The 24,316-nt window shown below is 69.5% G+C and carries 22 protein-coding genes and 1 riboswitch; of the genes, 17 read left to right on the top strand and 5 right to left on the bottom strand.

Translation table 11 applies throughout. The features are described from left to right. The first annotated feature begins 43 nt into the window (after positions 1-43). From PTQ19_RS14135 to PTQ19_RS14090, 10 genes are all read left to right on the top strand, one after another. A complete protein-coding gene (locus tag PTQ19_RS14135; RefSeq protein ID WP_274367797.1) occupies positions 44-1,573 on the top strand; it encodes a protoporphyrinogen/coproporphyrinogen oxidase in 1,530 nt (509 codons plus the stop codon). Between the two features lie 152 nt (positions 1,574-1,725). Further along, positions 1,726-2,103 carry a hypothetical protein gene (locus PTQ19_RS14130; RefSeq protein WP_274367796.1) on the top strand — a complete coding sequence of 126 codons (378 nt, stop codon included), beginning with the start codon at positions 1,726-1,728 and terminating at the stop codon, positions 2,101-2,103. Between the two features lies 1 nt (position 2,104). Then, on the top strand, positions 2,105-2,512 hold the full coding sequence (locus tag PTQ19_RS14125; protein ID WP_274367795.1) for a phage holin family protein: 408 nt from the start codon (positions 2,105-2,107) through the stop codon (positions 2,510-2,512). Next, a complete protein-coding gene (locus tag PTQ19_RS14120; protein WP_179409782.1) occupies positions 2,499-2,786 on the top strand; it encodes a hypothetical protein in 288 nt (95 codons plus the stop codon). Before PTQ19_RS14125 ends, PTQ19_RS14120 begins: the two co-directional genes overlap by 14 nt. Before the next feature lie 58 nt (positions 2,787-2,844). Then, the gene (gene hemQ, locus PTQ19_RS14115) at positions 2,845-3,522 is read left to right on the top strand and encodes a hydrogen peroxide-dependent heme synthase (RefSeq protein WP_274367794.1); all 678 of its coding nucleotides are present in this window, start codon (positions 2,845-2,847) and stop codon (positions 3,520-3,522) included. Further along, complete coding sequence (hemC, locus tag PTQ19_RS14110) at positions 3,519-4,511, top strand: hydroxymethylbilane synthase (RefSeq protein ID WP_274367793.1); 993 nt, start codon at positions 3,519-3,521, stop codon at positions 4,509-4,511. Before hemQ ends, hemC begins: the two co-directional genes overlap by 4 nt. A gap of 5 nt (positions 4,512-4,516) precedes the next feature. After that, the gene (locus PTQ19_RS14105; RefSeq protein WP_179409785.1) at positions 4,517-5,314 is read left to right on the top strand and encodes a uroporphyrinogen-III synthase; all 798 of its coding nucleotides are present in this window, start codon (positions 4,517-4,519) and stop codon (positions 5,312-5,314) included. After that, positions 5,311-6,297 (top strand): porphobilinogen synthase, encoded by a 987-nt coding sequence (gene hemB / locus PTQ19_RS14100; protein ID WP_274367792.1) that lies wholly within the window; start codon positions 5,311-5,313, stop codon positions 6,295-6,297. Before PTQ19_RS14105 ends, hemB begins: the two co-directional genes overlap by 4 nt. A gap of 60 nt (positions 6,298-6,357) precedes the next feature. Next, positions 6,358-7,668 carry a glutamate-1-semialdehyde 2,1-aminomutase gene (hemL, locus tag PTQ19_RS14095; RefSeq protein ID WP_206551054.1) on the top strand — a complete coding sequence of 437 codons (1,311 nt, stop codon included), beginning with the start codon at positions 6,358-6,360 and terminating at the stop codon, positions 7,666-7,668. Positions 7,669-7,881: 213 nt separating this feature from the next. Then, entirely contained in the window at positions 7,882-8,328 is a 447-nt protein-coding gene (locus tag PTQ19_RS14090; RefSeq protein ID WP_274367791.1) for a hypothetical protein, read from the top strand. 19 nt (positions 8,329-8,347) lie between these two features. On the opposite strand, the gene PTQ19_RS14085 is transcribed toward PTQ19_RS14090, so the two are convergent. Then, a complete protein-coding gene (locus PTQ19_RS14085; protein ID WP_274367790.1) occupies positions 8,348-10,633 on the bottom strand; it encodes an ATP-binding cassette domain-containing protein in 2,286 nt (761 codons plus the stop codon). Between the two features lie 136 nt (positions 10,634-10,769). Here PTQ19_RS14085 and PTQ19_RS14080 point away from each other — a divergent pair, with 136 nt between their 5' ends. Next, on the top strand, positions 10,770-11,828 hold the full coding sequence (locus tag PTQ19_RS14080) for an enoyl-CoA hydratase/isomerase family protein (protein ID WP_274367789.1): 1,059 nt from the start codon (positions 10,770-10,772) through the stop codon (positions 11,826-11,828). Positions 11,829-11,843: 15 nt separating this feature from the next. Here the strand turns inward: PTQ19_RS14080 and PTQ19_RS14075 are convergent, their stop codons facing one another. Then, positions 11,844-13,049 (bottom strand): glycosyltransferase family 4 protein, encoded by a 1,206-nt coding sequence (locus tag PTQ19_RS14075; protein ID WP_274367788.1) that lies wholly within the window; start codon positions 13,047-13,049, stop codon positions 11,844-11,846. A 151-nt stretch (positions 13,050-13,200) separates the two neighbouring features. Here PTQ19_RS14075 and PTQ19_RS14070 point away from each other — a divergent pair, with 151 nt between their 5' ends. Continuing rightward, positions 13,201-14,928 carry an ABC transporter ATP-binding protein gene (locus tag PTQ19_RS14070; RefSeq protein ID WP_274367787.1) on the top strand — a complete coding sequence of 576 codons (1,728 nt, stop codon included), beginning with the start codon at positions 13,201-13,203 and terminating at the stop codon, positions 14,926-14,928. Beyond that, a complete protein-coding gene (locus tag PTQ19_RS14065; RefSeq protein WP_274367786.1) occupies positions 14,925-17,060 on the top strand; it encodes an ABC transporter ATP-binding protein in 2,136 nt (711 codons plus the stop codon). Before PTQ19_RS14070 ends, PTQ19_RS14065 begins: the two co-directional genes overlap by 4 nt. A 94-nt stretch (positions 17,061-17,154) precedes the next feature. On the opposite strand, the gene PTQ19_RS14060 is transcribed toward PTQ19_RS14065, so the two are convergent. Next, the gene (locus tag PTQ19_RS14060) at positions 17,155-18,927 is read right to left on the bottom strand and encodes a D-alanyl-D-alanine carboxypeptidase family protein (RefSeq protein ID WP_274367785.1); all 1,773 of its coding nucleotides are present in this window, start codon (positions 18,925-18,927) and stop codon (positions 17,155-17,157) included. A 49-nt stretch (positions 18,928-18,976) separates the two neighbouring features. Beyond that, a riboswitch (TPP riboswitch) is annotated at positions 18,977-19,086 on the top strand. Between PTQ19_RS14060 and PTQ19_RS14055 the strand changes: the two genes are divergently transcribed. From PTQ19_RS14055 to PTQ19_RS14045, 3 genes are all read left to right on the top strand, one after another. Further along, positions 19,079-19,717 (top strand): ECF transporter S component, encoded by a 639-nt coding sequence (locus tag PTQ19_RS14055; RefSeq protein ID WP_206821536.1) that lies wholly within the window; start codon positions 19,079-19,081, stop codon positions 19,715-19,717. (Overlaps the previous riboswitch by 8 nt.) Before the next feature lie 16 nt (positions 19,718-19,733). After that, a complete protein-coding gene (locus PTQ19_RS14050; RefSeq protein ID WP_274367784.1) occupies positions 19,734-21,206 on the top strand; it encodes an ABC transporter ATP-binding protein in 1,473 nt (490 codons plus the stop codon). Next, on the top strand, positions 21,203-21,991 hold the full coding sequence (locus tag PTQ19_RS14045) for an energy-coupling factor transporter transmembrane component T family protein (protein ID WP_274367783.1): 789 nt from the start codon (positions 21,203-21,205) through the stop codon (positions 21,989-21,991). The genes PTQ19_RS14050 and PTQ19_RS14045 overlap by 4 nt, the downstream gene beginning before the upstream one ends. A 143-nt stretch (positions 21,992-22,134) precedes the next feature. Here PTQ19_RS14045 and PTQ19_RS14040 read toward each other — a convergent pair whose 3' ends face one another. Together PTQ19_RS14040 and PTQ19_RS14035 are read right to left on the bottom strand one after the other, a co-directional pair. Next, positions 22,135-22,872: an aminoglycoside 3'-phosphotransferase gene (locus tag PTQ19_RS14040; protein ID WP_274367782.1), complete on the bottom strand. Its 738-nt coding sequence runs from the start codon at positions 22,870-22,872 to the stop codon at positions 22,135-22,137. Between the two features lie 190 nt (positions 22,873-23,062). Beyond that, on the bottom strand, positions 23,063-23,425 hold the full coding sequence (locus PTQ19_RS14035) for a DUF488 domain-containing protein (RefSeq protein WP_274367781.1): 363 nt from the start codon (positions 23,423-23,425) through the stop codon (positions 23,063-23,065). Positions 23,426-23,549: 124 nt separating this feature from the next. On the opposite strand from PTQ19_RS14035, the gene PTQ19_RS14030 reads away from it, so the two are divergent. After that, positions 23,550-24,311 (top strand): SDR family NAD(P)-dependent oxidoreductase, encoded by a 762-nt coding sequence (locus PTQ19_RS14030; protein WP_179409796.1) that lies wholly within the window; start codon positions 23,550-23,552, stop codon positions 24,309-24,311. Positions 24,312-24,316: the final 5 nt, after the last annotated feature.

The following is a 24,316-nucleotide window of genomic DNA, read 5'->3' as shown; positions in this document are numbered from 1 at the left end:
CGCACCGGGGAATTCGCATAGACGGCGGTGGAAGAATCAGAGCATGACCGAACACGCCGCCCCCGCACTGGCCGCCCGCGCCGCTGAACAGCACGTCGTCGTCGTCGGCGGTGGCATCGGTGGTCTTGTCGCGGCGCGCGAGTGCGCCAAGGTGGGCATGCGTGTGACGGTGCTCGAGGCGACGGATGCTCTCGGCGGCAGCATCCGCACTGCTGAGCTCGACGGCCTGGTCGTCGACGCGGGCGCCGAGAGCTTCGCGACCCGCGGCGGGCACGTGCGCGCGCTGGTCGATGAGCTCGGGCTCAGCGACCTGGTGGTGGCGCCCGAGGGAGGCGGGGCATGGCTGAGCGGGATTCCGGATGCCCCGGATGCTCCGCTCCCGGTCGGCGGTCTGCTCGGCATCCCGGCCAATCCGTTCCAGGACGACGTGCGCCGCATCATCGGCTGGCGCGGCGCCTGGCGTGCTTACGTGGATCGCCTGCGCCCCCCGCTGACAATCGGCCACGAGCACAGCCTCGGCAAACTCGTGCGCGCCCGCATGGGCGATCGCGTGCACGACCGACTGGTCGCGCCCGTGACCGCCGGTGTGTACTCGGCGCTGCCCGGTGACATCGACACCGAGGTCGCCGCTCCCGGACTCAACGCCGCACTCACCCGCACGGGGTCGCTCAGCGGTGCTGTCGGCACGCTGCTCGCGCAGCGCGATGCCCGCGACCCCGGAAAGGCACCGGGGTCGGCGGTGCTCGGCCTGATCGGGGGGATGGGCAGGCTGGTCGAGGCGCTGCGCGACGACCTCGTGACCTACGGCGTCGAGGTGCGCACCGGCGCGCGGGTGACCTCTGTGGTGCGCGAAGGCGCGGCGTGGGTGGTCGCGTACGAGACGACGCCGGATGCCCCCGACGAGGGTGCTGCGGATGCCGCCGCTGACGAAGAATCGGCGCTCGGGACCGCGGAACCAGAGCAGAAGTCGCTGGCCGCCACGGGTGTGATCATCGCCACCCCCGAGCCCGCGGCGCGCGCGCTGCTCGGTGCTCACGCGCCCGAGCTCGGCGATTCGGGCGATGCCCCCGAGATCGAGCTCGTCACGCTCCTGCTACAGGCGCCCGCCCTCGACGACGTCCCGCGGGGGAGCGGAGTGCTCACCGTACCCGGAAGCCACGTCGCCAAGGCGCTGACCCACTCCACTGCCAAGTGGGGCTGGCTGCGCGATGCCGCGGATGGTCACCACGTCGTCCGCGTCTCGTTCGGCACCCAGGGCGAGGTCGCGCCCACCGTCGGTTTGGATGACGACGCGGCAGCAGAGCTGGCGATGTCTGAGGCATCCGCGCTCCTCGGGGTTGATCTCGCACCCGAGCAGCTGCTGGCCGCGCATCGGGCACGCTTCGTTCAGGCGCAGCCCGTTTCGCTCATCGGGGCGGGCGAGCGCCGCGCCGCCGCGCGCGAGGCTGTGCAGCAGATCCCGGGTCTCGCCGTGGTCGGCGCGTGGATGGCCGGAACGGGGCTTGCGCAGGTGATCCCGGATGCCATCGCCGAGACCGACCGGTTGCGCAGCGCGCTGCTCTGGGAGGACTGAGCGCCGCACTCCGCGGCATTACACCGCCGGGCGGCATCGCACAACCGTAGATGCCGAGCCAGGAATATGCGACTACGCTGGAGACCGATCGCGCGGGGTCCGGCGAGTTCCGGCCCGGTGGAGACGCCGCAACAGGAAGTCAGGAGGCTCCCATGAAGGGGAAGATCGGACTCGTCGTCGGGCTCGGCGTCGGATACGTGCTCGGCACGCGCGCGGGGCGCGAGCGTTACGAGCAGATCAAGACGCAGTGGCTGAAGCTGTGGCACACCGATCCGGTGCAGCACCAGGTCGAGCGCGTGCAGCAGTTCGCCAAGTCGCAGGCCGCCGCCGTACCGGGTGCCGTCTGGAACGGCGCCGTCAAGGTCGTGAAGGCGGTCTCGTCGGCGGGAACGCCGGGTGAGAAGCTCGACGGCGCGATCGACGCGACCAAGGACGCCGTCGAAGAGGTCGCCGACGCTGCCGAAGACACGGTCGAGGACGCGAAGAAGTCCGCTGCGAAGAAGAGCACCTCTAAGAAGAACGGGTCCTGACATGCGCCGCGGATACCGCGACCGCGCCGACGACAGCCTGCTGACGCTGCTCGGCGATCTGCCCGAACTGGTGCGCAACCTCGTCGTCGCCGAGGTCGAAGCAGCCAAGGCCTGGGTGCGTCGCACCGCCAAGGACGGCATGTTCGGCAGCCTGTGGTTCATCATCACGCTGTTCCTGCTGTTCTGGGCGATCCCCGTGTTGCTCGCGTTCGCGATCATCGGGCTCTCGTCGTGGTGGCCCGCATGGGTCGCCGCATTGTCGGTGTTCGGGTTCCTGCTACTCGCGATGGTCGTCTTCGCGCTGCTCGGCGTCCTGCGCTTCCGCAAGATCATGAAACGACAGAACCCCGGGCAGGCCGTCGCCACCGACGTCCGTCTGGTGAAGGAGGCAGGCCATGACGAACTCTGAATCCCAGCATCCGACGCCTCTTCCCCGCACCGCAGTGCCGGACGGCATCACCGACCCGGTGGAGTCCGCTCGCGCGGAACTCAAGGCGGCCCTCGCCGCGATCGAGGTGCGCGGTAACTTCCCACGCCGCATCGAGAAGGCCTCGCAGCGCGGCATCGTGCAGGCGCGCGCGTTCGCGCAGCGCAACCCGGTGGGCGCAGCGGCGGCCGTCGCCGGTGTCGCGGCCGTCGTCGGCGGTATCGTCTGGCTGATCGCCCGCGCCGCGTCGCGCTGAAACCCCGATATGCCGGCCCCGGTTCGCTGTCCTGGCGTTCACGAGGCACACTGGAGACATGTCGGAACCTCGTGTTGACTCCCCGTCCGGATTCACCCTGTGGGCCGTGTGGCGCCGCAACCCCGATGCACCGGTCCGTGAGACCGATGCGACCGAGCTCGAGACGATCGTCGGCCATATCGAGGACTCCGGCGTCGCCGTGCGCGGGTTCTACGACGTCAGCGGGCTGAAGGCAGACGCCGATCTGATGGTGTGGCTGCACGGCGACATCGCCGAAGAGCTGCAGCAGGCGCTGCGGCGCCTGCGTCGCACCGAGTTGCTGCGCACGCTGCTGCCGGTGTGGAACGTGATGGGCGTGCACCGTGACGCCGAGTTCAACCGCGCACACGTGCCCGGCTTCCTGCGGGGCATCGAGCCGAAGGGCTGGCTGTGCCTGTACCCCTTCGTGCGCACGCCCGAGTGGTACCTGATCGACGAGGACGACCGCCGGCGCATGCTGGCAGACCACGGTCGACGCGGCGCCGCCTTCACCGGCGTGATCGCCAACACTGTCGCTGCCTTCGCACTGGGCGACTACGAATGGCTGCTGCCTCTCGAAGCCGACGACCCCACCGAGCTCGTCGACCTGATGCGCGACCTGCGCTACACCGAGGCTCGTGAGTATGTGAAGGAAGAGGTGCCCTTCTACACCGGGCGTCGCCTGCGCCTCGACGAGATCGCCGACGTGCTGCAGTGAGCACCGCGGCCCCGATCCGTCTCGGCACGCGCCGCAGCCCGCTCGCGCAGGCGCAGTCCGGTCATGTCGCCGACGCGTTGGCCGAGGTCGCTGGACGCCCTGTCGAGCTCGTGCCGATCGTGTCGGAGGGTGACACGAACCGGGCTTCCCTGTCACTGATCGGCGGCACGGGGATCTTCGCCAACCGGCTGCGTGAGGCGCTCGTCGCCGGGGAGTGCGACATCCTCGTGCACTCCCTCAAAGACCTGCCGACCGCCATCCCGGCCGAGCTGACAATCGCGGCGACCCCGTCCAGGGCGGATGCCCGCGACGTCGTCATCACCCGCGACGGCACCCCGTTGCACGAGATGGGCCGCGGCGCCAAGGTCGGCACCGGCGCACCACGGCGCATCGCCCAGGTGCGTCGCCGTGCACCGCACGCCGAGGTCGTCGACATCCGCGGCAACGTCGATTCGCGCCTCGAGCGGGTGTCGTCGGGCGAGCTGGATGCCGTCATCCTCGCCGCCGCGGGGCTCTCCCGCCTGCGGCCCGAGATGCGGCTGCACCGCGAAGAGCTCGGATTGAGCGAGTGGCCGACCGCACCCGGACAAGGATCACTCGCTGTCGAGACGACCGTCGACGCCCCGCAGGAACTGCTGGCCGCGCTCGCACAGCTCGATGACGAAGACACCCGCCTCGCCGTCACGGTCGAGCGGGCGATCCTCGCCGGACTCGACGTCGGATGCCAGGCGCCGATGGCCGCCCACGCGGTGGTGACCGGCGACAGCATCCGCGTGCGCGCTGTGGTCTACGAGCCCGGCGGTGGCCGCCGGATCGGACTTGATGTCACCGAGTCCCTGAACCGGGGGTATATTCGACGAAACGGCAGCGGCAACGGTGCGGATGCTGCCGATGGTGCAGACCCGATGCGCGTAGCCCGTGGCATCGGCGAATCTGCGGCCCATCGGCTGCTCGAACAGGGAGCGGCCGACCTTCTCCCGCGAGAGTGAACCTGATGACTGCTTCCGAAACAAAGACGGCCCGGCCGCTGGACGGCTGGCGAGTTCTCGTACCCCGTGGTGGCCCGTGGGGTGACAGTGTCGCTGCGAGCCTGCGCTCGCAGGGCGCCGTGCCGGTGGTGGCACCGCTGATCAACTTCGCCCCCACGACCGACCAGGACGCGCTGGACGCCGCCCTGGCGCGACTGGCCGCGGGGGAGTACGACTGGCTCACCATCACCAGCGCCACCACCGTCGATGTGCTCTTTGCGCACCGCGTGGAGGTGCCGCGCAGCACCAGGATCGCGGCCGTCGGCGAGACCACCGCGGCCGCTCTGCAGGCCGTCGGCTACGAGGTAGCGCTCGTGCCCGATCTCGACAATTCGGCGGCCGGTATGGCCGAGCAGATGATCGCCCTGGAGCCCGACCCCCGGCGTGTGCTGTCGCTGCGCAGTGAGATCGCCAAGCCCGTGTTGTCGGTCATGCTCAAGGACGCCGGGCACGACGTCGACAGCGTGGTTGCCTACCGCACGGTGGGCGTGCCGGTCACCGACCGCATCCGCCGCGACGTCGAGAACGGGCGGATCAACGCGATCCTCATCACCAGTGGCTCGGTCGCCGGGCAGGTGCGCGAGCAGTTCCCCGAGATCCCCGACAGCACGTTGCTGGCGGCTATCGGCCCCCGCACCGCGAACGACGCCCGCCGTGCGGGCCTGACCATCGCCGCCATCGCCGACAAGCAGACCGTCGACGCGCTGATCGAGACGGTGTCGCACTTCACGCTTCCGCACGCCGCCGACGAGTTCGCGCCGTGAGCCGTTTTCCTGAGGCGCGGTTGCGCCGGTTGCGTCAGTCCGCGCCCGTGCGCGAGCTTGTGCGTGAGACCTCGCTGGAGGCGCGTCAGCTCGTGCTGCCGATGTTCGTGCGAGAGGGGCTCACCGAGCCCGCCGCGATCGGTTCGATGCCCGGCGTGGTGCAGCACACGCTCGACTCGCTGAAGAAGGCGGCGGCGGATGCTGCCGAGCTGGGCCTCGGCGGAGTGATGCTGTTCGGTGTGCCCGCCCGACGCGATGCCACCGGCTCGGGCGCCGATAACCCGAAGGGCATCCTGAACGTCGCGACGGAGGCCCTCGCCGCTGAGGTGGGCGATGCGCTCGTCGTGCAGACCGACCTGTGCCTGGATGAGTTCACCGATCACGGGCACTGCGGGGTCCTGAGCGCATCGGGCACCGTCGTCGACAATGACGCCACTCTCGAGCGCTACACCGCCATGGCGCTCGCACAGGCCAGAGCGGGGTCTCAACTGCTCGGTCTGAGCGGCATGATGGACGGCCAGGTTGCAGCCGTGCGTCAAGCGCTGGACGAAGAGGGCTTCGCCGACGTGCTGCTGCTGGCCTACTCGGCCAAGTACGCCAGCGCGTTCTACGGGCCGTTCCGCGAGGCCGTCGATTCGCAGTTGCAGGGCGACCGACGCACCTACCAGATGGATCCCGGCAACCGTCGCGAGGGCGTGCGCGAAGCGCTGTTCGATCAGGACGAGGGCGCCGACATCGTGATGGTCAAGCCCGCGATGGGGTTCCTCGATGTGCTGCGCGAGGTGCGCGACGCCGTCGACGTACCCGTGTGGGCGTATCAGGTGTCCGGTGAGTACGCGATGATCGAGGCCGCCGCCGCAAACGGCTGGATCGACCGCCGCGCCGCGATCCTGGAGTCGCTGACGTCGATCCGCCGCGCCGGAGCCGACGCGGTGCTCACGTACTGGGCCGCCGAAGCGGCTCACTGGCTGCGTACCCGCTAGGCCGAGTCCCGCCGCGCTTCCTTGACGGGGCGCATAGGGGCAGGTCCTACGCTGGAGATCATGAGCGACCGCAATGACTCCCTGTTCGACGCCGCCCGTGCCGTGATTCCCGGGGGCGTGAACTCGCCGGTACGCGCATACGGCTCTGTCGGCGGGACGCCGCGATTCCTGGCATCCGCCTCCGGCGCGACGGTGACCGACGCCGCCGGCCGCACCTACCTCGACCTCGTCGCCTCATGGGGCCCCGCGCTGCTCGGCCACGCGCACCCCGAGGTCGTCGACGCGGTGCAGCAGGCCGCGACGCGGGGGCTGTCGTTCGGCGCACCCACCGAAGGTGAGGTCGAACTCGCCCAGCTGATCTCGGAGCGCGTGCGTCACGGTGACGCGCGTCCGGTTGAGCGCGTGCGCCTGGTGTCGACGGGCACCGAGGCGACGATGACGGCCATCCGCCTCGCGCGCGGAGCCACCGGCCGCGATCTGCTGGTGAAGTTCGCCGGCCACTACCACGGTCACTCCGACGGCCTGCTGGCCGCCGCCGGTTCGGGCGTCGCGACGCTCGCGCTGCCCGGGTCCGCGGGCGTTCCGGCCCCGATCGCCGCGCAGACCCTCGTCATCGACTACAACGACCCTGACGCGCTGGCGGCGGTCTTCGCCGAGCACGGCGACCGCATCGCCGCGGTGATCGTCGAGGCCGCCTCGGCCAACATGGGCGTCGTGCCCCCGCTGCCGGGCTTCAACCGTCTGATCGCCGAGACCGCTCATGCCCACGGTGCCCTGATGATCCTCGATGAGGTGCTCACCGGTTTTCGGGTGCACCCCGCCGGATTCTGGGGTCTGCAGCAGGAGGCCGGCGAGACCTACCAGCCCGACATCATCACCTTCGGCAAGGTCGTCGGCGGGGGTATGCCGCTCGCCGCGCTCGGTGGTCGCACCGAGGTGATGGATCTGCTCGCTCCGGTGGGGCCCGTCTATCAGGCGGGCACCCTGTCAGGGAACCCGCTGTCGGTCGCCGCAGGGCTCGCCACATTGCGACTGGCGACGCCCGAGGTGTACGCCGGCATCGACCGGGCGGCCGAGCGTCTGGCATCCGCTCTCGATGCCGCGCTGACGGACGCCGGCGTCGTGCACACCGTGCCGCGCGCCGGAAACCTGTTCGGCGTCGCCTTCGCCGCCGACGTGCCTCGTGACTACGCGCAGGCTCAGGCGCAGGAGTCGTTCCGCTATGCGCCCTTCTTCCACGCGATGCGCGAGCAGGGAGTGGCGCTGCCGCCGAGCGTGTTCGAGGCGTGGTTCCTCACTGCGGCGCACGGCGAGCAGGAACTCGCCGCGATCGAGGCTGCACTGCCGGCGGCCGCGGCCGCTTCGGCCTGAGCGTCGTCCAGCCCGCGCGGGTGGTGTCGTCGTGCGGGTGGTGTCGGAAATCCCAGAGCGGATGCCGGTGACTCGGCGTGTCATGGCGCGACGCGCCGACGGGCGATCACATCATCTGGGATTTCCAACGTTGTGGATGGCCACAGAAGTATCGTTGCGGTCCTGTGAGCAAGTCGCCAGCATCCGACCGGACTGCGCTGGCACACTGGAGACATGGTGACGTTGCTGTTGGATCAGACACGACTGGAAGTCGTGCTGTCCCCGATCGAGCGGGCGTCGACGTTCCACCGCGACAATGTGCGCGTCGAGCGCGAGCACATCACGAAGGTGCAGCTGACGGAGGACGCCTGGACCTGGATGCGCGGAGTACCGGGACCGGGCACGTACATTCCCGGCATCCTGGCCGCGGGAACCTGGAAGGGCACGGGTACGACCGATTTCGTGCTGATCCGCCGCCGGCGTCCGAGCGTCGTGATCGACCTCGACGGTGACCCGCAGTACCAGCGGCTGATCCTCACCACCCGACACGGGCTGGCGCTCACCCAGGCACTGCGCCTGGATGTCACCGAGCATCCCGAGGACGTCGTCGACATCGCCTCGACGGCGCCGATCCCCACGCTGAAGCCCCAGCGTCCGGTCATCCGCCCGCGCCCCGCCTGAGCAGGGCACGCGGCGGCTGTCAGTCGCGAGCGTTCTCGTCGCGGTCCGTGTCTGCGGACTGGTCGTCCTGTGCGGAGCCGTCCTGCTCGGAGTCGTCCTGCTCGGAGTCGGTCTGTTCCGGCTGCGCGGCTTCAGCGGCGGCCCCGGCCTGCTCGGCCGCGTGGGCACTGGCGCGGATATCGGCCCGCGTGTACGGGTAATCCGGCGCCGGGCCATCGAAGAACCGGCTGGCCGCTGACGACAGCGAGGTGCGCATTGCGGCGAGACGCGGGTCGTCCTCGTCGTCATCGACGGTCGAGTCGTCATCGTCGTCGTGCAGCACCGACACAGCCTCGACCGAGATCGCTTCGGTCGCGGGTGCGGCTTCGTCGGCCGAGTCGGCGGGGATTCCCGTGATCAGCTCGGTGAACGACGTCACCGTGGGCGACGGTGGCAGCGACACCGCTTCGGTCGCCAGGGGCAGAACGCCGGGAACCTCAGCGTCGGCCTCATCGGATGCTGTGGCATCGGCCGTGCGCGGAGCCCACGCCACCGTGATGTCGATCTCGTCGATGATCTCGGTGACCGCCGGTGCGGCGTCGGCGTTCGGCTCACCGTCTGCCTGCACGCGCTCGTCGGTGCGCTCTGCCTCGTCAGCCGGCGTTTCGTCAGCCGGCGCCTCGTCAGCCGGCGCCTCGTCACTCGGCACCTCGTCATCGGTGGTGTCGCTCTCGTCGGCAGCGGCGGTCTCGTCGACCGGAACATGCTCGTCGTGCGGTTCGGGCGCGGATTCGTCAGACGCGGCGTCGTCACTCGGGGCGGCGTCTTCTGCGGTAGAGCCCTCGGCCGGCAGCGGCTCGTGGTGCGCAGCGTCGGCAACGGGTGCCGCGTCGCCGAACAGCGCGCTGACCGTCGCGGAGATGTCTTCGACAGGGGACGACTCGTCGGCTGAAGCCGGCGCTGCGTCGATAACCGTGGTCTCGCCCGTGACCGAATGCTCATCGATCACAGGAGTTTCGAGCCCGGTCGCCTCGGCCTCGGCCTCGGCCTCGGACGCGTCCTCGGCCACACCAGCGTCGGCGGCTGTGCCCTCGATAGGTGCGGCGTCGTCACCGACGGTCTCGGTCTCATCGGCCTCGGTCTGGTCGGCAGGCGCCTCTTCGGCGGGTACCTCCTCGGCGGGCGCCTCATCCGCAGCATCCGCTGGCTCAGCAGCATCCGATTCGGAGCCCTCCGGGCGCACGATGTCGATCGGCGCGGTGCCGTATCCGACGCCGGCTGCGGCGACGACGCCACCGTCGGCGATCACGGCGGCCGCTCCTGCGAGCGGAACCCCGCCCGCGACCAGTGCGGCGTCGCCGACCGGGTCAGCGGAACTCTCGGGGGCGTGCGCGACAGGGTTCGCGACCTGATCCAGGCGCGGGCTGTCGGCGCGGCGCCCGTAGACGAGGTCGAGGAAGACCTCTTCCAGACTCGGGCCGCGCTGCTGAAGAGTGCTCAAGGCGATGCCGGCCTCGGCGGCGACGGCGCCGACGCGGGCGGCATCCGAATCGCGCACCGTGACGCCCGAGCGCAACAGATCGAAGCTCAATCCGGCCGCGGTCAGCGCCGTCACCAGCGCGGCGCGGTCGGTGGCATCCACGACCACGGCGCCGCCGGAAGGATCGGCGAGTTCATCCATGCTGCCCGAGAAGACCGCGCGTCCGCGCGAGAGCACCACCACGTTGTCGGCGACCTGTTCGATCTCGCTGAGCACGTGCGAAGACACGAGCACGGTGCGTCCCTCGTCGGCGAGGCGGCGCATCAGCAGGCGCATCCAGCGGATGCCCTCGGGGTCGAGTCCGTTCGCGGGCTCGTCGAGCACCAGCACACCGGGGTCGCCGAGCAGCGCGGTCGCGACGGCCAGGCGCTGGCGCATTCCCAGGGAGTAGCTGCCCAGACGTGTGTCGGCGTCATCCTGCAGCCCGACGAGGCGCAGCACCTCATCGACGCGCTCGACGGGGATGCCGTTGGCCTTGGCCGCGATCAGCAGGTGGCGCATCGCCGAGCGGCGCGGACGGTACGCGGACTCTTCGAGGACCGCGCCGACGGTGCGCAGCGGCTGGCGCAGGTCGGAATAGGGGACTCCGCCGATCGTGGCCGTGCCGGAGGTCGGTTTGATCTGGCCCAGCATGATCCGCAGCGAGGTGGTCTTGCCGGCACCGTTCGGTCCGAGGAACCCGGTCACAACTCCCGGTTCGACGCGCACGGAGAGCTCTGAGACCGCGGTCACCGTGTTGAAACGCTTGGTGACGCCGGTGAACTCAAGCACCTGTCCTTCAGGCATGGTGATTCCCCCTGTTGTCTGCCAGTTCATCCCATCTTCGCGGAAATCCTGCAGAATCGACGGCTCACCTGCCGGGAAACGCCCATCCCGCACCGGAAAATGCGTGCGGAACGCGAAGCCGAGTAGCCTGACGATCGTGACAGACGTCGAAGAAGCCACCGTCCTCGTGCGCACCGAGAACTCCCTGGGGCGCATCACCCTGAACCGTCCGCGGGCGATCAACGCCCTCGACCTGGGCATGATCGAGCAGATCACGGCGGCCCTGACCGCCTGGATCGACGACAGCGATGTGCAGACCGTTCTCATCGACGGCTCGGGTGATCGCGGTCTGTGCGCCGGCGGCGATGTGCGTGCGCTGTACGACCAGATCGTGTCGGGCCACGCCGACCGAGTGGCCGACTTCTTCCGTGCCGAGTACGCCATGAACGCGCTCATCGCCGAGTACCCGAAGCCGGTCGTCGTCTTCGCCGACGGCATCACGATGGGCGGTGGCATCGGTTTGGCCGGCCACGCCGCCGTGCGGGTCGTCACCGAACGGTCGCGCCTCGCGATGCCCGAGACGCGCATCGGCTTCACCCCCGACGTCGGCGGCACGTGGCTGCTGGGCCGCGCGCCGGGACGCATGGGTGAGTACTTCGGGCTCACCGGGCGCAGCATGAACGGGGCGGATGCCATCCACCTCGGCTTCGCGGATCACTTCGTGCCGTCCGAGAACCTCGACGCCGTGCGCGACGCGCTTGCGCACCGCGCCGACCCCGGCACACCGAATGAGCTGGTGCTGCTGTTCGACGAGACCCCCGAGCCGTCGTCGCTGCCCGATGACCGGGCGTGGGTCGACGAGGCGTTCTCGGCCGACACCGTCGGTGAGATCGTCGAGCGCCTGCGCGCATCGGATGCCCCGGGGGCAGCATCCGCTCTCGCGACGCTCGAAGAGCTCTCGCCCACCGGACTCGCCGTCACGCTCGACGCGGTGCGCGAAGCACGCACGATGAGCGGCGTGCGTGAGGCACTGGTCGGCGAGTACCGCCGAGTGATGTGGTTCGCCCACCACCACCCCGACCTGGTCGAGGGAATCCGCGCGCAGCTCGTCGACAAGGATCGTCAGCCGAAGTGGCAGCCCGCGACGATCGCCGGGCTGGCGGATGCCGCGGGCGCGGGGGCGCGCGAGTTCGTTCCGGAGAAGCCGCTGTTCTGATCGGATGCCGGCGGTTCAGTCCACCGAGGCGATGAGCTGCTGCAGACGCGCGACGTGCGCGGCTGGCTGGCGCTCGTCGGCGTAGGCCACGGCGGCCTCGCGGTGCGCGGCGAGCACACCGCGGTCCGCCTCCAGGCGCAGGATCAGATCGGCCAGCCCGGCGGCATCCGGGGTCGGCGTGCCCAGCGCGGCGTCGCCGAACTCTGTCGCGAGCACCGGATCGCTGACGATGACCGGGCGCCCGTGCGCGAAGGCCTCCAGAGCGACCATGGGCTGGTTGTCGAACCCGTGCGAGGTGATCAGCGCGGCATCGGCGGCATCCATCAGCTCACCCACGCGCTCACCCGGGACGGGGCCGTGGAACTCGACGCCCGGCACGGCACGGTGCGTGCCGCCGGCCACATCGAGCCGCACACGGTCGGGGCCGAGCCGGTCGACCACGAGACGCATCGCGTCGAGGGCGACGTCGAGGCGCTTCTCGGGCGCGAACCGCGCGACCCACAGCAACCGGAGCGGACCGTCTGCGGAAGGGGCGGATGCCAGGCGCAGCGGCTGCGCCACGTTCGAGAACGCCTCGACGCGTGCGGCGCCGGCCTCGCGCAGTGCTTCGGCCTGATGCTTGGAGGGGGAGAGGACGATGTCGGCGCGCTCGGCGACGCGCAGGGTCATCGTGCGCAGCGCGTTGTTGAGCGGGTGGCTGCCGGTGAATCGCTTGCCCTCGCGGATGCCGGTGAGTGTCGCATGCACCTTCGTCACGATCGGCGCGAACGGCGCGAGAACGGCGGGCGCGCGCCAGAAGAACGTGTGCACCGTGTGCAGTGAGGGGATGCCCGTGCGCGCGGCGACGGCGATCGCGGCGGCGGCCAGCGCGAACTCCGAATGCACGACGACGGCGCCGACGCCGTGCCGACGGATGGTGGCGGCCACGAGCGGCTCGAGATCACCGGCGCGGCCGAGCAGCGGCAGATCGAGCACCGGGATGGTCCCGCGGCGGGGTGGTGCGATCGTGACGATCGGATGCCGGACGGCATCCGACATCGCGGCGTCCGCCCTGCGCAGGGCGAGGGAGTCGGCATCGGGCGCGAGCACCACCACGCGGACGCCCTCATCCGCCAGGGCCTCGGCCTGTCGCAGGAACGCGGTCTGCGCGCCGCCGAGGTACTGCAGCGAGTAGTCGCACACCATCAGAACCGCGGGTGCGGCCGTCTCGTCGTCGCGCATGTGTTCCCTTCGCATCGCTTCAGCGAGTCTATTCGTGCGTTTCGCTGTCAGCGAAGGTCATCCTCCAGGGGGATACGAATGTCGGTGGATCGTGGCACGCTAACCTGTGGCCCCTTCTCGGCCCCACTGAATCTCGCAAGGAAGTCCGCCTGTGCTGGGAAAAATCCTCGTCCGCTATCTCTCCAGATACCGATGGTTGCTCTTGGGCGTGCTGGTGTTCCAGTTCGCCAGCGCCATGGCATCGCTGTACCTGCCGCGCCTGAACGCCGACATCATCGACAAGGGCGTCGCCCGTGCCGACATCGGCTACATCTGGTCGCACGGCGCCTTCATGCTGACCGTCTCGCTCGGTCAGATCCTCGCCTCGATCATCGCGACGTTCTTCGCCGCGAAGGCCGCCATGTCGGTCGGCCGTGACATTCGCGCCGACGTCTTCTCGCGTGTGAGCGGGTTCTCCGAGCGTGAGGTCTCGCAGTTCGGCGCCGGCTCGCTGATCACCCGCAACACCAACGACGTGCAGCAGGTGCAGATGCTGGCGATGATGGGCGCGACGATGTTCGTGACCGCGCCGCTGCTGGCCATCGGTGGCATCATCATGGCGGTGCAGACCGATGTCGGCCTGAGCTGGCTGATCGCCGTGTCGGTTCCCGTGCTGCTCGTCGTCGCCGTGCTGATCATCAGCCGCATGGTGCCGCTGTTCCGCGCGAACCAGAGCAAGCTCGACACCGTCAACCGCATCATGCGCGAGCAACTCACGGGTGTGCGCGTCGTGCGCGCCTTCGTGCGCGAGCGCATCGAAGAGCAGCGGTTCCGGGTCGCGAACACCGACCTGATGGTGCTGGGCCGCAAGATCGGCTCGCTGTTCGTGCTGCTGTTCCCACTGTTCATGCTGATCCTCAACGTCACCGTCGTCGCGGTGATCTGGTTCGGCGGCATCGAGATCAACCAGGGTGGTGTCGAGGTCGGCACCCTGTTCGCGTTCATGCAGTACATCGGCCAGATCATGATGGGCGTGATCATGTCGAGCTTCATGGCGATGATGATCCCGCGCGCTGCGGTCTCGGCCGAGCGCGTCGGTGAGGTGCTCGACGCCGAGGCGTCGATGACCCGCCCCGAGAACGGCACCACCGCGTTCCCCGAGCCCGGGGCCGTCGTCTTCGACGACGTCGAGTTCACCTACCCCGGCGCCGAGGCGCCCGTGCTCAGCGGCATCAGCTTCGGCGCATCCCCCGGCGAGACCGTGGCGATCATCGGGTCGACGGGCTCGGGCAAGACCACCCTGGTCTCGCTCATCCCGCGATTGTTCGACGTCACCGGCGGTGCCGTGCGCGTCGGCGGTGTCGACGTGCGAGAGGCCGACGTCGACGCGCTCTGGCAGGACATCGGTCTGGTGCCGCAGCGTCCGTTCCTGTTCACCGGCACGGTGGCATCCAACCTGCGCTACGGCCGTGAGGACGCGACCGACGAGGAACTCTGGAAGGCCCTTGAGATCGCTCAGGGGCGTGACTTCGTCGAAGAGATGCCCGAGGGGCTCGAATCGCGCATCGCCCAGGGCGGCACGAACGTCTCAGGTGGTCAGCGGCAGCGCCTCGCGATCGCCAGGGCGATCGTGCATCAGCCGAAGGTGCTCGTGTTCGACGACTCGTTCTCGGCGCTCGACCTGACCACGGATGCCCGGCTGCGCCAGGCGCTATGGCGCGAGCTGCCGGACGTGACCAAGATCGTCGTCGCGCAGCGCGTGTCGACTATCACCGATGCCGACCGCATCGTCGTGATCGAAGACGGCGCGCTCGCCGGCGTCGGCACCCACGACGAGTTGCTCGCCAGCAGCGAGACCTATCGCGAGATCGTCGATTCGCAGTTGGGGGTGGACGCATGAGCGACGCGAAAGACACCACGATGACGTCCACCGAAGCAACCGACGCGACCGGTGACGAGGCCTACGAGGCCGAACTCGCCGAGCAGGCGCGCCTCGACGGCGGCGGATGGGACAGCCCGGCCGCGGGCAAGGCCGACAACTTCGGCAAGAGCTTCGCCCGCATGATCGGACTGCTCAAGCCGTCGGCGGTCTGGTTCGTCTTCGTCTCGTTCCTCGGTGCGATCGGCGTCGTGCTCGCCGTGATCGCCCCGAAGGTGCTCGGCGAGGCGACCAACATCGTCTACGAGGGCTTCGTCTCGAACATGCTCGCCACAGGAATGGGCGGCGCACCCGGCTTCCCACCGGGCACCAGCAAGGATCAGGTCGTCGAGGCGCTGCGCGCCGCTGGTCAGGACGACTTCGCCAACATGGTCGGAGCGATGGCCGATTTCCAGGTCGGCGACGGCGTCGACTTCGAGCGCCTGCGCTGGATCATCATCGCGGTGATGGCGATCTACATCGTCGCCGCGCTGCTGAGCTGGATCCAGGGCTACGTGATCAACGTGATCATGGTGCGCACCATGTGGCGCCTGCGTGAGAGCGTCGAGGCGAAGATCAACCGCCTGCCGCTGTCGTACTTCGACAAGGTGCAACGCGGCGAGCTGATCTCGCGCGTCACCAACGACATCGACAACATCACCCAGACGATGCAGCAGTCGCTGTCGGGGGCGCTCACCTCGGTGCTGACGGTGATCGGTGTGCTGATCATGATGTTCTCGATCTCGTGGCAGCTGGCGCTGGTCGCGCTGATCTCGCTGCCGCTGATGGGCATCATCTTCGGTGTCATCGGGCCGCGCTCGCAGAAGGCCTTCGGCATGCAGTGGCGCAAGGTCGGCAGGCTCAACGCCCGGGTCGAGGAGTCGTTCTCGGGTCACGCGCTGGTCAAGGTGTTTGGCCGCGAGCAGGACGCCCTCGACAAGTTCCAAGCCGAGAACGAAGAGCTGTTCCAGGCGAGCTTCAAGGCGCAGTTCCTGTCGGGCATCATCATGCCCGCGATGACCTTCGTCGGAAACCTCACCTACGTCGGCATCGCAGTGCTCGGCGGACTGATGGTCGCCAGTGGAAACCTGCGGCTGGGCGACGTGCAGGCGTTCATCCAGTACTCGCAGCAGTTCAGCCAGCCGCTGAGCGAACTGGGCGGCATGGCCGCGGTCGTGCAGTCGGGAACCGCCTCTGCCGAGCGTGTGTTCAACTTCCTCGACGCGGACGAGCAGGATCCCGACGACGAGGACGCCCCGACGGTGACCGACGGGCACGGAGTGATCGAGTTCGAGCACGTCGCGTTCTCGTACACCCCCGACCGACCGCTGATCACTGACCTGTCGTTCCGGGTCGAACCCGGGCAGACCGTCGCCATCGTCGGCCCGACCGGCGCCGGGAAGACGACGCTGGTGAACCTCATCATGCGGTTCTACGAGCTCGACTCCGGACGCATCCTGCTCGACGGGCAGGACATCGCGCAGATGACGCGTGACGACCTGCGCGGCCGAACGGGCATGGTGCTGCAGGATCCGTGGCTGTTCGGCGGCAGCATCCGTGAGAACATCCGCTACGGCAACGCGTCGGCGTCCGACGACGAGATCGTCGCGGCCGCCGAGGCGACGTACGTCGACCGCTTCGTGCACTCGCTCCCCGAGGGGTACGAGACCGTGCTCGATGAGGACGCCTCGAACGTGTCGGCCGGTGAGCGGCAGCTGATCACGATCGCGCGGGCCTTCGTCGCACAGCCGTCGATCCTCATCCTCGACGAGGCGACCAGCGCGGTCGATACCCGCACCGAGGTACTGCTGCAGCACGCCATGGCGGCCCTGCGCGAGGGACGCACCTCGTTCGTGATCGCGCACCGTCTGTCGACGATCCGCGATGCCGACTTGATCCTGGTGATGGAGCACGGCGACATCGTCGAACAGGGTGACCACGAGCAGCTGATCGCGCAGCAGGGCGCCTACTGGCGCCTGTACCAGTCGCAGTTCGAGCAGGCCGCGACCGATATCGACGCCGAAGAGGCCATGACCGGATCGATCCCCGTGATCGTCACCGGCGATGCCGCGGAGGACGTCGAGGTCGGCGCCGCCGAGGCCCGCCAGGACTGACTCGTCGCGCCTCAACGCGAGAGCGCCCGCCCCGGAAATCGGGGCGGGCGCTCTTGTCTCAGTGCTGGGCTCAGTTCCAGTCCCAGCGCATGCGTCAGTCGATACCGAACAGCGCCATCGGGTGCGTCAGACGCCACCAGATGCTCGGCGGCGCGACCTCATCGGCGAGCGAGACCGACGTTTCGGCGGTTCCGGTCGGGCCATCGACGGTGAGCGTGCCCACCACGGTGCCGGTCTGCGTGGCATCCCCGAGATCGAGTTCGGTGTCGGCGGTGGCCGTCGCGCCGTTCCAGAGCACGACCTGGGCGTCAGCATCCGTCACGATCTCGACGCGACCGCCCCACTCGGCGGTGACGTGTCCGACCACGCTGCCGGCCGGTACAGCAACGGGCTGCTCGGCGAGCGACTTCTCGACCTCGGCGAACAGCTGCCGCGTCACGGCGAGGCGGGTGTCATCGTCGTCCTGGCCGAGCACCGAGGCGTAGACGCGCACGGACGTTCCGCCGACGGGCACGTCCTTGGCCGTCAGCAGGTTCCAGTGCGACAGAGTGCCGGTCTTGATGCCCACTACACCGGCATCCTCGAGCATGCCGTTGGTGTTCTCGACCGTGCCCGCACCGGGGATCTCCGCAGAACGCGTCGCGACGATCTCGGCGACCACCGGGTTCTTCATGGCCAACTGACCCAGCTTGGTCAGATCTGCGGGCGAAGCCGTGTTGAACTCGCTGAAGCCGGAGGGCGAGGCGAGAGTGATCCCACCGAGGCCGTGATCACTCAACCACTTCTCGGATGCCTGCGAGAACGCCCAGTCCGAGCCCCAGATCTCGTCCGACAGGCGGTCGGTGTAGTTGTTGGCCGAGCCGAGCAGAATGCCCTGCAGCATCTGGTACTGCGTGAGGCTGCCGCCCACCGGCACATCGAGGGCCGACTGGTTCAGGTTGCGGTACTGCCAGTACTCCAGCGTGTCGCCGTAGTCGAAGGCGAAGCTCGGCCCCTCCTCGCCGGGCTGCAGCGGCAGCTCGTCGAGGATCATCAGCACCGTGGCGACCTTCGTGATGCTGGCGATCTCGTCGCGCTCGGTCGTCGATGAGGCGGGCCCGATTCCCTCTACCGCGACGGCGGCGCTGCCGGTTTCCGGCCAGGTGAGAGCTGCCGCTTCTGCCGGCGCGATCTCTGTCTTCACGGCGGCCGCTGCAGGAGCGACCGCGTCGAGCGGCCACAGCAGAGTCGAGGCGACGTATGCGCCGCACAGGGTTCCGACGATCCCGAGGGGGATCAGTACTCCCGGGCGTCGCCAGCTCGGCGCTAGATGTGCGCCGTCGAGGAGGTCGGGCGTGCTCCGGGGTTCCGGCAGCGACTCAGCCTTCAACGTCGCGGTATCGAGCCAGGTCAGTGCGGTCGGCGGCCGCTTTTCATCCGCCCAAGCCGTTTGCGGCGCAGAGGGCTCGTCCGCAGCATCCGAACCGACGGCGGTGCCGCTGGGCTCGCTGGCGTCGGGAGAGAGCACCGGGTTCTCGCGCGTCGGAGCATCGTCATCGTCGAAGGCGCTGAGGAACGCCGGCTCCGGGTCGTTCTCGACGGCGTCCACAGCGACAGTATCGACGGCATACGCGGCGAAACCGGTATCCCACGACGGGGCGGCAGCCCGCGTGTCGCCCAGGGGCGGCGCGTCTGAGAAGCGTTCGGCGTCGTCGACGGCGTCGTCGTTCGGGGCGGGCACGTCATCAATGACGGTGTTGTCAGGAGTGCGCAGTGTGTCACCGAATGCGGGCAGCGGAGCACGAGAGGACTCCGTCGTCTGCGGGTGGGCACGCTCGCGCAGTTCACGGCGCGTGGCGGGGCGCGTGGACTCGGGGGAGGTGGTCACCCGTCCACGCTACCCAACGTCCCTGTGTGCGGTCGGCGGGATATGATCGATGAACCACCACGGGAGTCCGGACCGCCGGGCTGAGAGGAAGCGAAGAGCGCTTCGACCGTCGAACCTGATCCGGATCATGCCGGCGCAGGGAGGAGTTCCTATGAGCACGTCCACGTCCAGTTCCGCGTCCACGAACACGGGGCGTATGCGCCCCGAGATCTGGCGCTGGCGCATCGTCGACATCGTCGTCGCCAGCGTGCTGGGCGTCGCCTGCGGTGTTCTGTTCCTGCTGTGGAACGTTGGCTACCTCGGCCCCAAGGCGCTGCTCGACCCGCTGCTGCCCGGCGTGCAGGGACTGCTCGACGGGCCGTGGCTGATCGCCGGCGTGCTGGGTGGCCTCATCATCCGCAAGGCCGGCGCTGCGATCTACGTCGAGACCCTCGCCGCCGTCGTCTCGGCCCTGGCCGGCGCACAGTGGGGCGGGTTCCTCACCATTGAGGCCGGACTCGTGCAGGGCCTCGGCGCCGAACTGATCTTCCTGCTCTTCGCGTACCGTGTCTGGTCGCTGCCCGTGGCGATGCTCGCCGGCGCCGGCGCCGCCCTGCTGGGCGGGATCAATAACATGATCCTGTGGTTCGCGGGTGCCGACGCAGCCTTCACCGTCGTCTACCTGATCTGCACCGTCATCTCGGGCGCCGTACTCGCCGGTCTGCTCGGCTGGCTGCTCGCCCGGGGCCTCGCGGCTACGGGTGCTCTCGACCGCTTCGGCTCGGGCCGAGAGGTGCGCAAGCGGGTCTGACCGACCGGCGATCGCCATGGTGTCAGGAGGGATCGCGCCCGCCGCGGTCGAGGCGCGTGGATGGGGCTGGCGGCACGCCAGTCGCCTCGCCTGGGCGGTACGCGATGTCACGCTGCGCATCGAGCCCGGTGAGCGGGTACTGCTGCTCGGCGCCTCGGGTGCCGGCAAGTCGACGCTCATGCATGGCCTGGCCGGTGTGCTCGGCGGTGATGAGGAGGGCGAGGCCGAGGGTGAGCTGCTCATCGATGGCCTGCCCGCCGCGGCCGCGCGCGGCCGGGCCGGCCTTGTGCTGCAGGACCCCGACTCGCAGGTCATCCTTGCGCGCGTCGGCGACGACGTCGCCTTCGGATGTGAGAACCTCGGCCTGCCCCGGGACGAGATCTGGCGCCGCGTCGACGCCGCGCTCGACGCCGTGGGCCTCGACGTGCCGCGGGATCGCCCGACGAAGGCGCTCTCGGGTGGGCAGAAGCAGCGCCTCGCGCTCGCCGGGTCGCTTGCGATGCGGCCAGGACTGCTGCTGCTCGACGAGCCGACGGCGAACCTTGACCCCGACGGCATCGCCGAGGTGCGCGACGCCGTGGAGCGGATGCTGGCCGCGCAGCGCACCACGCTGATCGTCGTCGAACACCGACTCGACGTCTGGTTGCCGCTGATCGATCGGGTCATCGTGATCGGCGACGACGGTGCCGGCGGAACCGGGGTGATCGCCGACGGGAATCCGGATGCCGTGCTCACCGCGCAGGGCGAGCGCCTCGCACAGGCCGGAGTGTGGGTGCCGGGCTTTCCGCCGAAGCATCCCGCACCACCGGCATCCGCCCCCGGCGACGTGCTGCTGCGCGGCGACGACCTTGCGGTGGCGCGCGTGCGCGGCACGACTGTGGCATCCGGTATCGACGTGGCCGTGCGGGCAGGTTCCACCCTGGCGATCACCGGGCCGAACGGCGCCGGAAAATCCACGCTCGGCCTGACGCTGGCGGGGCTCCTCCCACCGGCGTCGGGCGCCGTGACGGCCTCGGATGCCCTCGCCGGCGGAGCGGGGCCGCATCCGATCCGGTGGGCGTCGCGGCAGTTGCTGACGCGCATCGGCACCGTGTTCCAAGAACCGGAGCACCAACTGCTGGCCTCCACGGTGCAGGACGAACTCGCCGTCGGACCACGCTCGCTCGGGCTCGCTGAGGGCGAGATCGCCGCCCGCAGCGACGAACTGCTGCAACGGCTGCGGCTGGAACGGCTCGCGAAGGCCAACCCGTACACGCTGTCCGGTGGCGAGAAGCGGCGGCTCACCGTTGCTGCGGCGCTGGCCACCCGGCCTCGGGTGCTCGTGCTCGACGAGCCCACCTTCGGGCAGGACGCCCGCACCTGGCAAGAACTCGTGGCCATGCTCGCCGACCTGCGCGACGATGGCGCCGCGCTGGTGACGGTCACCCATGACCTCGATGTCGTCGAAGCCCTGCATGCCGAGCGCTTCACACTGGGGGTGGGCGCATGACGCTCCTGGAGACCCGGGCACGCACGGGCGCGATGGCGCAGATCAACCCGGTGGCGAAGTTGGGCGCGAGTGCGCTGATCGCCCTGCCGTTGATCCTCACCCTCGACATGGTCTCGGCCGCCGTCGCGCTGGCGTTGGAGTGCGTGCTGTTCCTGTTCGCCGGAATCGGCTGGCGGGAATTCTGGGTGCGCACCTGGCCGGTGTGGCTGGCCGCGCCGCTGACCGGCGTGACCATTGCGCTGTACGGCGAGCCGAGCGGCACGGTCTACGTCGAGTGGTTCCTGGTGCGGGTGAGTGACGGCTCGCTGGCGTTGGCGGGAGCGACCATGCTGCGGGTGCTGGCGATCGCACTGCCCTCGGTGGTGCTCTTCGTCACCGTCGATCCGACCGACCTCGCTGATGGTCTGGCGCAGACCCTGCGGCTCCCGGCGCGTTTCGTGCTGGGGGCGCTGGCGGGACTGCGCATGGTCGGCCTGTTCGTCGACGACTGGCGTGCGCTCGAATTGGCGCGTCGCGCCCGAGGTGTCGCCGATCGGGGGCGCGTGCGCAGGTTCCTGGGGATGGCGTTCGCGCTGCTGGTGCTGTCGATCCGACGTGGGGCGAAGCTGTCGACGGCCATGGAAGCGCGTGGGTTCGGGGCGGACGTGCGGCGCACGTGGGCGCGCCCCGCGCGCTTCGGCGCCCGCGAGTGGATGCTATTGCTCGCCGGTGCGGCGATCTCAGCATCCGCCATCATCGCCGCCGTCGCGACCGGCGCCTGGAACTTCATCCTCGGCCCCGCCTAGCGCGCCGCTCGCGTCGCTCGCGCTCGCGTTCCCTTCCGCTGAGAAACCACTTCCCGTGTGAGAAACCGCGTCCAGTGTGATGTCTCACACGGGAAGTGGTTTCTCACGGGAGTGGGTAGGGGAATGGGCGAGGCAGTGCGGGGTCAGGTGGCGTTCCAGAGGGCGCGGTAGTAGGCCTGGCGGGCCGGATCGGGGGCGATGCCGTACGCGGCGATGAGTGTGTCGTCCCAGCCGGGGCCGTAGTTCCACTCGGTGCTCATGGCGGCGACGGCGAGATCTGCCCAGCGGTCGGCGGTGCCCATCTGGCCGAGGTCGACGTGTGCCAGCCAGCGTCCGTTTGTGTCGAGAAGCGTGTTGGGGCAGCAGGCGTCGGCGTGCGCGACGACGAGCCGGTCGATCGGCGGCGGCGTGCGCAGGCTCTCGGGCACACGGATGCCGCGCTGCTCGGCGGCGTCGATACGGGCGGCTACGCCCCAGTCCCATGGGCATTCTTCGACGGGCAACGCGTCGTGCCAGGCGCGCAGCGCTTCTCCGACGGCGCGCACAGCCGTCTCGGGGCGCTCTCTCCAGTACGGCGATACGGCGCTGTCGCCCGCGAGGGCTGCCGTCACCAGCCACTCCTCGGCGGCATCCTCCCCGTGACTGAGCACTTGCGGAACCCGAGCCCATCGCCCCGCCCACTGCATCCGCTCCGCCTCGTCGCGCATGGTCGACTCGTCGTGACGGGGTCCCCACTTGATGAAGAACGGCTCACCGTATTGCGGGGCCGCGCGCAGCGTCAGGCCGCCGAGATCGTTCTGCCAGACGCATTCGAGCGCGGCACCCCTGGCGAGCTCGCGCACGCGCGGCGGAACAACGACGGGCATCACAGGGATCGACACACCCCTCATTCTCCCCGCCCCGCGCGCCCCTGCGCGCGCCTGCCCCGCGCGCCCCTGCGCCGCTGAGAAACCACTTCCCGCTCGAGAAACCACGTCTGAGGTGATTTCTCAGACGGGAAGTGGTTTCTCAGTGCAAGGGAGGGGTGGGGAAGGGAGGGGCGAGGGGGGACGGGGGAGGAAAGGAGGGGGGCTACGGGGCGAGGTCGTGCAGGGCCCGCTCCAGGACGATGACGTGGTTGTGCTCGGTGTCACGCGCGGCGTAGACGAGCGTGACGACCGGATGTTCGCTCAGCTCGTCCGCGAGCGCGCGCAGCGCGCCCGCGTCGTCGGCGGCCAACTGTGCGCGATAGCGCGCTGCGTAGATCTCGAAATCGGATGCCGGTGCCGCGTGCCATTCCCGACGCAGCTCGCTAGTCGGTGTGACGTCCTTGGCCCACAGGTCGATCTCTGCGTTCTGCTTCGAGACCCCTCGCGGCCACAGCCGGTCGACCAGCACGCGGAAGCCGTCTTCGGGCGAGGGGGTGTCGTAGGCTCGCTTGCGACGCAGGTCCATGCCCTCAGCATCCGCTTCTCGTGAGAGATCCGCCAGTAGTGGCGGTACTCGGAACCACGTATGCTGAGACTCAGTCGCACGCGACGCCGGGCTCAGGTGCCGTGCCGTTTCAAAGGAGAACACGATGCAGATCACCGGACAGGGCGCCCTCATCACAGGCGGCGCCAGCGGTCTCGGTCTGGCCACCGCGCGGCGGCTCGCCGCAGCCGGAGCGCAGGTCACGATCGTTGACCTGCCCACCTCGAACGGTGAGGAGATCGCCGCCGAACTGGGCGGTATCTTCGCCCCGGCTGATGTGACCGACCCCGACCAGATCGCTGCGGCCGTGGCATCCGCCCAGGCGATCGCGCCGCTGCGCGTCGTCGTCAACTGCGCCGGCATCGCGCCGCCCGCCAAGGTGCTCGATCGCGACGGCAACCCGACCGACCTCGACGCGTTCGAGCGGGTCGTCCGCATCAACCTCGTCGGCACCTTCAACGTCATCTCGCAGGCATCCGCCGTCATCGCGCAGAACGAGCCCACCGAGGGCGGCGACCGCGGCGTCATCGTCAACACCGCCAGCGTCGCGGCCTTCGACGGCCAGATCGGCCAGCCCGCCTACTCGGCCTCGAAGGGCGGCGTGCACGCGATGACCCTGCCCATCGCCCGCGAACTCGCCCGCCACGGCATCCGCGTGTGCACGATCGCCCCCGGGATCATGGAGACCCCGATGCTCGCGGGGCTTCCGCAGGCCGCGCAGGACTCGCTGGGCCAGCAAGTGCCGTACCCGGCGCGACTCGGAAAGCCCGACGAGTACGCCGCACTCGTCGAGAGCATCGTCGCCAACGGCTATCTCAACGGCGAGACCATCCGTCTCGACGGCGCCATCCGCATGGCACCGAAGTAAACCCG

This window comes from Microbacterium esteraromaticum (assembly GCF_028747645.1).
Taxonomy (GTDB): Bacteria; Actinomycetota; Actinomycetes; order Actinomycetales; family Microbacteriaceae; genus Microbacterium; species Microbacterium esteraromaticum_C.
Note: the sequence above shows the minus strand (reverse complement) of the source record. Positions and strands in the feature narration are given on the sequence as shown.

What these genes read in the sequence shown, in the direction of transcription:
- PTQ19_RS14050 (WP_274367784.1), top strand. Translation starts at nt 19,734, where the DNA reads ATGGTGTCAGGAGGGATCGCGCCCGCCGCGGTCGAGGCGCGTGGATGG.
- PTQ19_RS14130 (WP_274367796.1), top strand. Translation starts at nt 1,726, where the DNA reads ATGAAGGGGAAGATCGGACTCGTCGTCGGGCTCGGCGTCGGATACGTG.
- PTQ19_RS14030 (WP_179409796.1), top strand. Translation starts at nt 23,550, where the DNA reads ATGCAGATCACCGGACAGGGCGCCCTCATCACAGGCGGCGCCAGCGGT.
- PTQ19_RS14120 (WP_179409782.1), top strand. Translation starts at nt 2,499, where the DNA reads ATGACGAACTCTGAATCCCAGCATCCGACGCCTCTTCCCCGCACCGCA.
- PTQ19_RS14075 (WP_274367788.1), bottom strand. Translation starts at nt 13,049, where the DNA reads ATGCGCGACGACGAGACGGCCGCACCCGCGGTTCTGATGGTGTGCGAC.
- PTQ19_RS14105 (WP_179409785.1), top strand. Translation starts at nt 4,517, where the DNA reads ATGACTGCTTCCGAAACAAAGACGGCCCGGCCGCTGGACGGCTGGCGA.
- PTQ19_RS14085 (WP_274367790.1), bottom strand. Translation starts at nt 10,633, where the DNA reads ATGCCTGAAGGACAGGTGCTTGAGTTCACCGGCGTCACCAAGCGTTTC.
- hemQ (WP_274367794.1), top strand. Translation starts at nt 2,845, where the DNA reads ATGTCGGAACCTCGTGTTGACTCCCCGTCCGGATTCACCCTGTGGGCC.
- PTQ19_RS14045 (WP_274367783.1), top strand. Translation starts at nt 21,203, where the DNA reads ATGACGCTCCTGGAGACCCGGGCACGCACGGGCGCGATGGCGCAGATC.
- PTQ19_RS14055 (WP_206821536.1), top strand. Translation starts at nt 19,079, where the DNA reads ATGAGCACGTCCACGTCCAGTTCCGCGTCCACGAACACGGGGCGTATG.
- PTQ19_RS14135 (WP_274367797.1), top strand. Translation starts at nt 44, where the DNA reads ATGACCGAACACGCCGCCCCCGCACTGGCCGCCCGCGCCGCTGAACAG.
- PTQ19_RS14065 (WP_274367786.1), top strand. Translation starts at nt 14,925, where the DNA reads ATGAGCGACGCGAAAGACACCACGATGACGTCCACCGAAGCAACCGAC.
- PTQ19_RS14090 (WP_274367791.1), top strand. Translation starts at nt 7,882, where the DNA reads ATGGTGACGTTGCTGTTGGATCAGACACGACTGGAAGTCGTGCTGTCC.
- PTQ19_RS14125 (WP_274367795.1), top strand. Translation starts at nt 2,105, where the DNA reads ATGCGCCGCGGATACCGCGACCGCGCCGACGACAGCCTGCTGACGCTG.
- hemL (WP_206551054.1), top strand. Translation starts at nt 6,358, where the DNA reads ATGAGCGACCGCAATGACTCCCTGTTCGACGCCGCCCGTGCCGTGATT.
- PTQ19_RS14035 (WP_274367781.1), bottom strand. Translation starts at nt 23,425, where the DNA reads ATGGACCTGCGTCGCAAGCGAGCCTACGACACCCCCTCGCCCGAAGAC.